Here is a 9,519-nt window from a genome sequence, read left to right as displayed (position 1 = left end):
TTCAGCGCCCGGGCATAAAGCGGTACTCTTTTATTAGGGATATGACATGGGAATGAAGATGCCTTACTGGTGGCTTTCATGCTGCCTGATATCTGTGCCCGCGCTCGCTGCAAATCCTGCGGGGGTGATCAATACCGGTTTCCTGAGTGAAGAACAGGAACTGCCGTCGCTGAATGGTCGCGTCGCGCCGGTTGCCGGTAACGCCGCGCCCGGCACACTCAAATTGGGCGATGCCGTTAACCGCGCCGTCAGCTGGCATCCGACCATTAGCGAAGCCGTCGGGAAACTCTACGAACAATCGGAACAAGTCGACGTCGCCAAATCGAAATACTATCCGCAGGTCAACGCCGGAATGGATGGCGGCTATAGCCACGACGGCAGCAACAACGGTTTTACCCCTTCATTAGTGCTTTCTCTTTCACAAATGCTCTACGACTTTGGCAAAGTGGCCAGCCAGGTCCGCGCCGAAAATGCAGGCGTAGCCCAGCAGCAGGCTAACGTGCTGGTGAGTATTGATACCATCGGGCACGACACGGCGCTGGCGATGGTGCAGGTGCAAACCTGGCAGCAGATGGTGGAAACCGCCAAAGAGCAGCTCGACGCGCTGTCGTCCATCGGCAATCTCGCCCGCCAGCGTAACGACGAAGGAGCGAGTTCGCTCTCCGACGTGGTGCAGACCGACGCCCGCATCGAAGGCGCTCGCGCTCAGCTGATGCAGTATCAGGCGAGCCTCGACAGCTCCCGCGCCACGCTGATGAGCTTTCTCGGCTGGAACAACCTGAACACCATCAGCAACGACTTCCCAGCCAACCTGACGCGCAGTTGCGATGTCGCTGAGCCGGACGATCGTCTGGTGCCAGCGGTGCTTTCGGCATGGGCACAGGCCAACGTCGCGCAGGCCAATCTCGATTATGCCAATGCGCAAATGACGCCGACCGTGTCGCTCGAACCGGAAGTGCGCCACTATCTCAACGACCGTTACGCGGGCCACGACTCATTGGATCGCACCCAGTATTCCGCGTGGGTCAAAGTACAGATGCCGCTCTACCAGGGCGGCGGCCTCACCGCCCGGCGCAACGCCGCCGGACACGCCGTCGAAGCCGCGCAATCCACCATTCAGCGTACCCGCCTCGACGTACGCCAGAAGTTGCTGGAATCCCGCAGTCAGATAATGAGCCTGATGAGCACTTTGCAAATTCAGGGCCGTCAGGAAGCGCTCAGCGTCCGCACCCGCGAACTGTATCAACAGCAATATCTCGATCTTGGCTCGCGCCCGCTACTCGACGTGCTGAACGCCGAACAGGAGGTCTATCAGGCGCGTTTCACGCAACAGCAAACCGCCGGGCAAATCCACCAGCTACAGCTGAGCTGCCTGTACAACACGGGCCTTCTGCGTCATTCGTTCGATCTTGAAAACCGCACCATTCAGACTGTGGAGATCCAGCCATGAAGCACACCGATATCCCGCTGGACGAAAGTATTGCGGAAGAGACGCTGGAACACTGGGCGCAGGCGTTTGGCTATGTTGCCAGCCGCTATCGCGTGGCCTGTTCTCCCGGCGCCCTGGTCGCCAGCGCGCCGTGGCTGAAGGGCAAACCGATGATCCCGGCGCTGACCCAGCTGGCGCGTGAGGCGGGGCTTTCCTTTCAGCTCCTGACCGCCACGGAGCAGTCAATCAGCAGCTGGAAACTGCCGGTGGTGGTTGAGCTAAACGAAGGCAAAATCGGCGTCATCGAGCACTTCGACGGCGACGATACCCTCGATATCAACTTCATCGACACCTCGCCGCACAACAACCGCGTGTCGATGACCGCCCTGCTGCCAGCGATTCGCCACGTGGTCGCCCTGCGCCCGCTGGCGGCGCTGAAAGACAGCCGCGTCGATGCCTATATTTCCAAGTACCGTCCGGACTGGCTCTACCGGCTGGTGATGCGCGACATGCGTCCGTACACCTGGGTGATGCTGGCCGCGCTGTTTATCAACGTGCTGTCGCTCTCCGGGATTGTCTTTTCGATGCAGGTGTATGACCGGGTGATCCCCGCGCAGTCCTACCCAACGCTGTACGTCCTGACCATCGGGGTGCTGATCGCCACCTTGTTTGGCTTTGTACTGCGCATTGCGCGCGGGCACATTATGGATCTACTCGGCAAACGCGCGGATCTGCGCGTCTCGGATCGGGTATTTGGTCACGCCCTGCGCCTGCGTAACAGCGCGATCCCGCGCTCGACCGGGAGCTTTATTTCCCAGCTGCGCGAGCTGGAGCAGATCCGCGAGATGGTCACCTCCTCCACCATTTCAACGATCGTCGATTTGCCGTTCTTCTTCCTGTTCGTGGTGGTGCTGGCGATCATCGCCCCGCAGCTGGCGTGGATCGCCCCCGTCGCCGCCGTGCTGATGGTTCTGCCTGGCCTGCTGCTGCAAAAGAAACTTGCGGCACTGGCGAAGCAGTCCGCCCATGAATCGACCCTGCGCAACGCGGTGCTGGTCGAGAGCGTGCAGGGACTGGAAGACATCAAACTGATGCAGGCGGAAAACCGCTTTTTGCAACAGTGGAACAGCTATATCCAGATAACCGCCGAGTCCGGTCTGCGCACCCGCGAGCTGACGCAAAACCTGATCAGCTGGGGGATGACCATTCAAAGCCTGGTCTACGCCGGAGTGATCGTGGTCGGCGCGCCGATGGTGATCGACGGCACGCTCACCACCGGTTCGGTAGTCGCCGCCTCGATGCTGGCCTCGCGGATGATCGCCCCGATGGCGACCCTGTGCGGCGTGCTGGCCCGCTGGCAGCAGGTGAAAGCCGCCAAAGAGGGGCTGGACAGCATCATGCAGTTGCCGACGGAAAATCAGCGTGAAGAGACGCCGATCCGCCAGGACGTGCTGCGCGGACATTACCTGTTCGATCAGGCGCAGTTTCGCTATCACCCGGAAGATCCGCGCATGGCTTTACGCATCAACCGCCTGGAGATCAAACCCGGCGAGAAAGTGGCGATCCTCGGGCGTAACGGGGCGGGCAAATCCACGCTGTTACAGGCGATGTCGGGCGGAATGGATCTGGCGGGCGGCGAGCTGCGCCTCGACAACCTCAGCCTGCCGCATCTGGACGTGGCGGATCTGCGGCGCAACGTCGGGTTTATGACGCAAAATGCGCGGCTGTTCTACGGCACACTGCGGGAAAACATCACCCTCGGGATGCCGCGTGCGACAGATGAAGAGATCTTCGCGGTGCTGGAAATGTGCGGCGCGGCGAGCTTTGTGCAGAAGCTGCCAAAAGGGCTGGATTACCCAATCATGGAGAACGGCGTGGGGCTCTCCGGCGGGCAGCGCCAGTCAATCTTGCTGGCGCGTATGTTCCTGCGCGATCCCAATATCGTGCTGCTGGATGAGCCGACCGCTTCGCTTGATGAACACACGGAACGTGAGTTTCTCCAGCATCTCAGCCAGTGGCTCGGGAACCGGACGCTGATCGTCGCCACTCACCGCGTCCCGGTGCTGGAACTGGTGGAGCGCGTGGTGGTGCTGAAAGAGGGCATGCTGGTGATGGACGCGCCGAAAGCGCAGGCCCTGAGCAACAGCCGCATGCAGCAGCAGGCAAACGGACGGGAGTGGAAAAATGAAAATCAGTCAGCGTGACGTGGCGGCAATGGACGATCTCGATAACGCTCTCGACTCCGAAAGCGGCTACTCCGGCGCACGGCGCATCGTGATCCTCTCCCTGCTGTTGTTCGTTATTGTCGGGGTGTGGGCATGGTTCGGCATTCTCGACGAAGTCTCAACCGGGACCGGGAAAGTGATCCCCAGCTCGCGCGAACAGGTTTTACAGTCCCTCGACGGCGGGATTTTAACCGAGCTGAATGTGCGAGAAGGCAATCTGGTGCAGGCGGGACAAGTTCTGGCGAAACTCGACCCTACGCGCTCGGAATCTAACGTCGGGGAAAGTGCAGCGCGCTATCGGGCATCGCTGGCCTCCAGCGTGCGTCTGACGGCGGAAGTGAACGATCTGCCGTTGGTGTTCCCCCCTTCCCTGAAAAAATGGCCGGACCTGATCGCCGCTGAAACCCGGCTCTACACCTCTCGCCGCGCGCAGCTCGATGACACCCAGCGCGAGCTGAGAGCGGCGCTCGATCTGGCGAACAAAGAGCTGGCGATCACCCAGCGGCTGATCAAAACCGGCGCCGCCAGTCGCGTGGAAGAGTTACGCTTGCAGCGGCAAAAAAGCGATCTGGAGCTGAAACTCACTGACGTGCGATCGCAGTATTACGTCCAGGCCCGCGAGGCGCTGTCAAAAGCCAACGCCGAGGTAGATATGGTCTCGGCGGTGCTGAAAGGCCGCGAGGATTCCGTGACCCGTCTGACCGTGCGATCGCCGGTGCGTGGGATCGTGAAAAACATCAAAGTGACCACTATTGGCGGCGTGATCCCGCCTAACGGCGAGCTGATGGAGATCGTGCCGGTGGACGATCACCTGCTGATCGAAACCCGCCTGTCACCGCGCGATATCGCCTTCATCCACCCCGAGCAAAAAGCACTGGTGAAGATCACCGCTTACGATTACGCCATCTACGGCGGGTTGAATGGCGTGGTCGAAACCATTTCACCGGACACCATTCAGGATGAAGCCAAGCCAGAAGTGTTCTATTACCGGGTATTTATCCGCACCAGCCAGGATTATCTGGTCAACAAAGCGGGGCGGAAATTCTCGATTGTGCCGGGGATGATCGCGACGGTGGATATCAAAACCGGGGAGAAATCGGTGATGGATTACATGATTAAACCGTTTAACCGGGCGAAAGAGGCGCTGCGCGAACGGTAAGGGTTTAACAAACATGCCCGGTGGCGCTGCGCTTACCGGGCCTACGGGTTTTGTAGGTCGGGTAAGCGTGAGCGCCACCCGACATTTTTTTCCCTGAACTCTGCTACAGTACCGCCAACATAAAAATCAGGGAGTGAACATGCGCCAACGTACGATTGTGTGTCCGATTATCCAGAATGACGGGGCGTATCTGCTGTGCAAAATGGCGGCGGATCGCGGGGTGTTTCCCGGTCAGTGGGCGCTGTCGGGTGGCGGTATGGAGCCGGGTGAAACGATGGAACAGGCGCTGCGCCGCGAAATCAGCGAGGAGCTGGGGGATCGCCTTGAGATAAACGAGGTCAAACCTTTCGCCTTTCGCGACGATATCCGGGTAAAAACCTACGCCGACGGCACCACCGAAGAAATCTATATGATCTACCTGATCTTCGATTGCATCAGCGCTAACCGCGACGTGACCTTTAACGAAGAGTTTCAGGAGATCGCGTGGGTGCAGCCGGAGTCTTTGAAAGATCTGGATCTCAACGAGGCAACGCGCGTGACGTTTGCGCAGAAGGGGTTGTTGTAACGCCCCACTGCCCCGGCGTTTTACCGGTATAGGTGCGAAATACCTCGATAAAGGCGCTAACACTGTTATATCCGCACGACAGGGCAATCCACCCCACCGGTTTGCCCTCTTCAAGCCACTCCATCGCCCTGATGACACGGGCCAGTTGGCGCCAGTTCACAAAATTCATTCCCGTCCCGGCTTTGAACTGGCGGTTAAAGGTCCTCACGCTCATCCCGCACTGGCGTGCATACGCTTCCACGGACTGCACATCATCCACGGCGTTCAACAACGTACGGGCAATTTTCAGCAACCGTGGATGGGCAGGCATTGGCAGGCGGTAGAGATCCTGTTTCGCATGAGCCAACTCATCGGTCAGCATCGATGCCCAGCGCAAATCAGCTTTTCCACTCGCCTGACAGAGCCGCATAAACAGCGCCTCGGACAGCATTTCCGGTTCGAAGACCGACGGCTGATCGGGCAGCGCAGTGCACAGCGACGAATCGAGATAAAGAGACTGGCCCTCAATGGCGCTTTCCGACAGCGCAGCGTGACGCAATTCCGCCGGGATCCAGCCGATGTGTTCTCGCGGCACCACCCAGCGCCCTTTATCGCTTTCGATAATCAGCAGGCCCGAGGTAATACGACACAATTGACCGGTAGAATGAACGTGCCAGTCGGTACGATAGCCCGTGGGATGACGAAGGGGTTCAGACGTTAGCATCATTTGACCGAAAATCGTGATTAATTGCCTGATTACAGAAACTACGCCAGATTCTGTCAAGGATAATGTGCTTCACCACGTAAAAGGAGCACAACCATGAATCCACTCATTCACTTGCCATCAGCCGCTAATGAACTGGCGTGTTGCACATTTATGCAGCAGCTCTTAAACGATCTCTTCGCGGGAAAACTGGCTCCGGCGGAAATTTTCTCTGCGGATTATCAGCAGCATACGGATGGCAATACGCTTGATTACGAGGGATTTATCCAGCATCTGAATCACGTCCGCGCCCAGGTTAGCCGTATCGCCTTCAGAGTCGAGCAGGCATGCTGCACCCCACACATGCTGGCAGACCGACATTGTGTCACGGTCACCAAAACCAACGGGCAAACGTCAGACATTGAGGTGTACATGTTTGCCCGCCTGCGTGACGGGAAGATTTGGCGAATCGACGAAGTGACACGCGTGATCAAAGGCGACCATGCCGACAAATCCCTTGCCAGCGCAACGTCTTAACTGGCTTGCTGCGGTGCGGCAGAGAGATAAACGCGCACATAGCGGGTGAATTTACCGACAAAGACGCCCGCGAATATCCCACCGGTGATAATCGCAAAGGCACTCATCCCTGGCTGTTGCAGCGTTTCGGGCGAGACGGCGGTCATTACGCCTAAGACATATTTCACACCGAACGCCAGCATCATAAACGGCAACGCCGAGTAGTCTGCCTGTCGATAAATGCTGCGGGGCTGCGCCGCGCGGGCGGTGTTCACTTGCTTAATCAGCAGATAGCCCAGCGCCGCGCCCGCCAGCAGTCCAGCTCCCCACAGCGTGCAGGTCGCGACGGTGAGTTTGCGAAACACCACCAGATCGTAGATATCCCAGATCAGAAAAATGGCGGGAATAATCGCGAGCTTTTCCAGCGTGACGATGGCGGGTTTGCGGGCTTTTATGCCGCGAGAAACGAGAAAAATAAACAGTACCCACACCCAGACGGGCGTGTGAGTGATAACACCGGTGATGAATTCTGTCATGGGTTTTACCCTCAGTAAGATTTTCTCACCGGCTCATTATTACGCACAATGGCGGCGGTGCCATCATGCGTAAGACTGTTCAGAGCGAAATTTTCAGGCGTCGAACGGCCTCTATCAGCTGTTCATCGGTGGGAGTGACGAACGACATGCGAAGCGTCGAACGATCGGGATTGCTGCAATAGAAGAACTCGCCCGGCACAAACACCACGCCGTTCGCCAGCGTCTTCGCCAGCCACTCGGTGGTATTGAGGCCATTGTTGAATTTCGCCCACAGGAACATCCCGCCCTTCGGCTTGTGGAAAGTCAGCACATCGCCCAACTCTTTTTCCAGTTCATCAGCAAAAGTCTGATATTTCTGGCGATAGGCTTCACGGATAAGCTTTATTTGCCCTGCCAGGCGCCCGGTTTGCAGATATTCATACGTCATCAGCTGCGACAACGTGCTGGTATGCAAATCGGTAGTTTGTTTGAGATTCACTACCGCCCTTTTCAGCCATTCCGGAACCACCAGCCAGCCGACGCGGGTGCCTGGTGCCAGGATTTTAGAAAAGGTCGAGGTATAGACCACGTTGTGTTCGTTGCCGATGGCTTTGGCGTGGGCCATCAGCGGGCGGAACACGTCTGAGGTGTAGTTAATTTCGCTGTACGGGTCGTCTTCAATAATCACGAAATCGTAGCGTTTTGATAACGCCACCAGCTGCTTGCGGCGGCTTTCAGAAAGCGTCACGCCGCCAGGATTACCGAAGGTCGGCACGATATAAACGGCTTTAATGGTTTTGCGGCTGACCAGCGCTTCCAGTTCATCGACCTTCATTCCTTCGCCGTCTGTCCCGACGGATTCAAGATTCGCCTGGGCGAGGCTAAAGACCTGCAACGCTGCGAGATAGGTCGGGCTTTCCACCACCACCGTATCGCCGGGGTTGATCAACGCGCGGGCCAGAATATCCAGCGACTGCTGCGAGCCGGAAGTGATGACCACGTCATCAGCCTGGCAGGCAATTCCTCGGCCAGTACAGATCTGCCCAATCGCTTCGCGAAGTAAAGGGTAGCCTTCGGTCAAACCATACTGGAAGGCTTCGCCAAACTGTCGGGATAAGACGGCATCGGCCGCAATTTGTAAGCCTTCGTGATCGAATAGATCGGGATTTGGAATGCCGCCGCCGAGGGAAATCACACCCGGCATTTTGCTGTGTTTTAACAATTCACGGATGGCGGAAGATTGCAGGCTTTGCACGCTGCTGGCGAGTTTGTTCTTTGACATACTGTCGGACCCTGTTTTTCTGATTTTTTTATGATGTTCACAGTGTTAGTAACACATGTACGGGGCTTTGATAATCCCCTTTGCCGCTTTTTGCTGGAGTTTACTGATCATCTTTGGGAATGATTGAGATATGCCCGGTACGCTCCAGAATTGCATACTTTATTTTACTGAATTCCGTAATGCCCTGGTTTTGTCGCGCGGCGACCAAAATATCATCGCAGGAAACATCCACTTTTTTGAGTTTATCCGTCAGAGGCATCCCATTTTCGACCAAAATGACCGGGGAACCATCCAAAATAGTTTCTGCGCCAGAGACATACTTCTTCATCAGGCCGAATAGAATATCCACCGCAACCAGCGTGACAATCGTCAGCATCGCGCCGGTGACCGAAAAGTCATTCCCCAGCAACGCCTGCTGCGTCGCCTCGCTAATGATCAGCAGTAAGATCAGATCAAAGCTGGTCATCTGCAATAATGCCCGACGCCCGGCGACTTTGAATACCACCAGCAGGATCAGGTAAATCGCCAGTGCCCGAAAGACCATCTCCATATTGCGCTCCTAGGGATAAATAAACTGCCAGAAGCGGATTTCCGGCCCATTATTGAATGAGACCCGGCTCACCGCTTTTCCCGGCGTCGTTGGCGTGACGTACATTGTCACAGAGAAATCACTGTGATTTTTTATTGCGTTATAGACCAGGATAATGGCCTTTCCCTGACTGAACATGCGGTCAGGTTGAGGGGAGATATTGCCGGGCTGGAAATTATCGCTAAAATCACCGTCAAGGCGAAAGACATATTCCCCGGAATTTGAAAAAGGGGCAGTCACCTTGAGTTTACCTTCCGTTTGCAGGCGGCCAAAATGTTCATAATAAAGTCGTAGCGTATGATTGTTATTTTCTTTCTGCGCGGAGCTGAAATACCCCGTCGAAAAAAAACCGCCCAGTGCCAGCGCTAATATGAATAATAAGACAGCAAACCCGAACTGGCGAAATCGTTCCTCGAAGGTGAGCGCAGCACGATTTTCGTTTACGCCAGGTAATACCTTATGTTCGTCTTTCAGACTCGCCATCTATCACCTCATCCTGATGACTCTAGAAATGACCGGTAATCAGACTTAATATTAAGCCAGATCTGCAGATTAGG

Annotated in this window: 10 protein-coding genes; 5 read left to right on the top strand and 5 right to left on the bottom strand. The window is 56.5% G+C overall.

From position 1 onward, the window contains the following. The first annotated feature begins 46 nt into the window (after nucleotides 1-46). The 4 genes from JBO43_RS13515 to nudI all read left to right on the top strand — a co-directional run bounded on the left by JBO43_RS13515 (nucleotide 47) and on the right by nudI (nucleotide 5,378). A complete protein-coding gene (locus JBO43_RS13515) occupies nucleotides 47-1,450 on the top strand; it encodes a TolC family outer membrane protein (RefSeq protein ID WP_095282993.1) in 1,404 nt (467 codons plus the stop codon). After that, the gene (locus tag JBO43_RS13510; RefSeq protein WP_103950198.1) at nucleotides 1,447-3,633 is read left to right on the top strand and encodes a type I secretion system permease/ATPase; all 2,187 of its coding nucleotides are present in this window, start codon (nucleotides 1,447-1,449) and stop codon (nucleotides 3,631-3,633) included. Before JBO43_RS13515 ends, JBO43_RS13510 begins: the two co-directional genes overlap by 4 nt. Nucleotides 3,634-3,643: 10 nt before the next feature. Continuing rightward, nucleotides 3,644-4,813: a beta-barrel domain-containing protein gene (locus JBO43_RS13505; RefSeq protein WP_095284348.1), complete on the top strand. Its 1,170-nt coding sequence runs from the start codon at nucleotides 3,644-3,646 to the stop codon at nucleotides 4,811-4,813. 139 nt (nucleotides 4,814-4,952) lie between these two features. Next, a complete protein-coding gene (gene nudI, locus JBO43_RS13500) occupies nucleotides 4,953-5,378 on the top strand; it encodes a nucleoside triphosphatase NudI (RefSeq protein ID WP_202674512.1) in 426 nt (141 codons plus the stop codon). Here the strand turns inward: nudI and JBO43_RS13495 are convergent. Then, on the bottom strand, nucleotides 5,332-6,084 hold the full coding sequence (locus JBO43_RS13495) for an AraC family transcriptional regulator (protein WP_237730046.1): 753 nt from the start codon (nucleotides 6,082-6,084) through the stop codon (nucleotides 5,332-5,334). The two genes, nudI and JBO43_RS13495, sit on opposite strands and share 47 nt — an antisense overlap. Nucleotides 6,085-6,177: 93 nt before the next feature. Between JBO43_RS13495 and JBO43_RS13490 the strand changes: the two genes are divergently transcribed. Continuing rightward, nucleotides 6,178-6,597 carry a nuclear transport factor 2 family protein gene (locus JBO43_RS13490; RefSeq protein WP_202674511.1) on the top strand — a complete coding sequence of 140 codons (420 nt, stop codon included), beginning with the start codon at nucleotides 6,178-6,180 and terminating at the stop codon, nucleotides 6,595-6,597. On the opposite strand, the gene JBO43_RS13485 is transcribed toward JBO43_RS13490, so the two are convergent. The 4 genes from JBO43_RS13485 to JBO43_RS13470 all read right to left on the bottom strand — a co-directional run bounded on the left by JBO43_RS13485 (nucleotide 6,594) and on the right by JBO43_RS13470 (nucleotide 9,445). After that, nucleotides 6,594-7,112, bottom strand: a complete 519-nt coding sequence (locus JBO43_RS13485; protein WP_202674510.1) for a DUF6622 family protein — start codon at nucleotides 7,110-7,112, stop codon at nucleotides 6,594-6,596. The two genes, JBO43_RS13490 and JBO43_RS13485, sit on opposite strands and share 4 nt — an antisense overlap. 79 nt (nucleotides 7,113-7,191) lie before the next feature. Further along, a complete protein-coding gene (locus JBO43_RS13480; protein WP_095282997.1) occupies nucleotides 7,192-8,373 on the bottom strand; it encodes an aminotransferase-like domain-containing protein in 1,182 nt (393 codons plus the stop codon). Nucleotides 8,374-8,473: 100 nt separating this feature from the next. Then, complete coding sequence (locus tag JBO43_RS13475; RefSeq protein WP_103946515.1) at nucleotides 8,474-8,923, bottom strand: DUF421 domain-containing protein; 450 nt, start codon at nucleotides 8,921-8,923, stop codon at nucleotides 8,474-8,476. A 9-nt stretch (nucleotides 8,924-8,932) separates the two neighbouring features. Continuing rightward, entirely contained in the window at nucleotides 8,933-9,445 is a 513-nt protein-coding gene (locus tag JBO43_RS13470) for a hypothetical protein (RefSeq protein WP_202674509.1), read from the bottom strand. Nucleotides 9,446-9,519 lie beyond the last annotated feature (74 nt).

The sequence above is a fragment of the Lelliottia jeotgali genome, assembly GCF_016771845.1.
Classification (GTDB): Bacteria; Pseudomonadota; Gammaproteobacteria; order Enterobacterales; family Enterobacteriaceae; genus Enterobacter; species Enterobacter jeotgali.
Note: the sequence above shows the minus strand (reverse complement) of the source record. Positions and strands in the feature narration are given on the sequence as shown.

Coding starts and splice junctions, on each gene's coding strand:
- JBO43_RS13495 (WP_237730046.1), bottom strand. CDS start 6,084: ATGATGCTAACGTCTGAACCCCTTCGTCATCCCACGGGCTATCGTACC.
- JBO43_RS13510 (WP_103950198.1), top strand. CDS start 1,447: ATGAAGCACACCGATATCCCGCTGGACGAAAGTATTGCGGAAGAGACG.
- JBO43_RS13515 (WP_095282993.1), top strand. CDS start 47: ATGGGAATGAAGATGCCTTACTGGTGGCTTTCATGCTGCCTGATATCT.
- JBO43_RS13490 (WP_202674511.1), top strand. CDS start 6,178: ATGAATCCACTCATTCACTTGCCATCAGCCGCTAATGAACTGGCGTGT.
- JBO43_RS13480 (WP_095282997.1), bottom strand. CDS start 8,373: ATGTCAAAGAACAAACTCGCCAGCAGCGTGCAAAGCCTGCAATCTTCC.
- nudI (WP_202674512.1), top strand. CDS start 4,953: ATGCGCCAACGTACGATTGTGTGTCCGATTATCCAGAATGACGGGGCG.
- JBO43_RS13485 (WP_202674510.1), bottom strand. CDS start 7,112: ATGACAGAATTCATCACCGGTGTTATCACTCACACGCCCGTCTGGGTG.
- JBO43_RS13470 (WP_202674509.1), bottom strand. CDS start 9,445: ATGGCGAGTCTGAAAGACGAACATAAGGTATTACCTGGCGTAAACGAA.
- JBO43_RS13505 (WP_095284348.1), top strand. CDS start 3,644: ATGGACGATCTCGATAACGCTCTCGACTCCGAAAGCGGCTACTCCGGC.
- JBO43_RS13475 (WP_103946515.1), bottom strand. CDS start 8,923: ATGGAGATGGTCTTTCGGGCACTGGCGATTTACCTGATCCTGCTGGTG.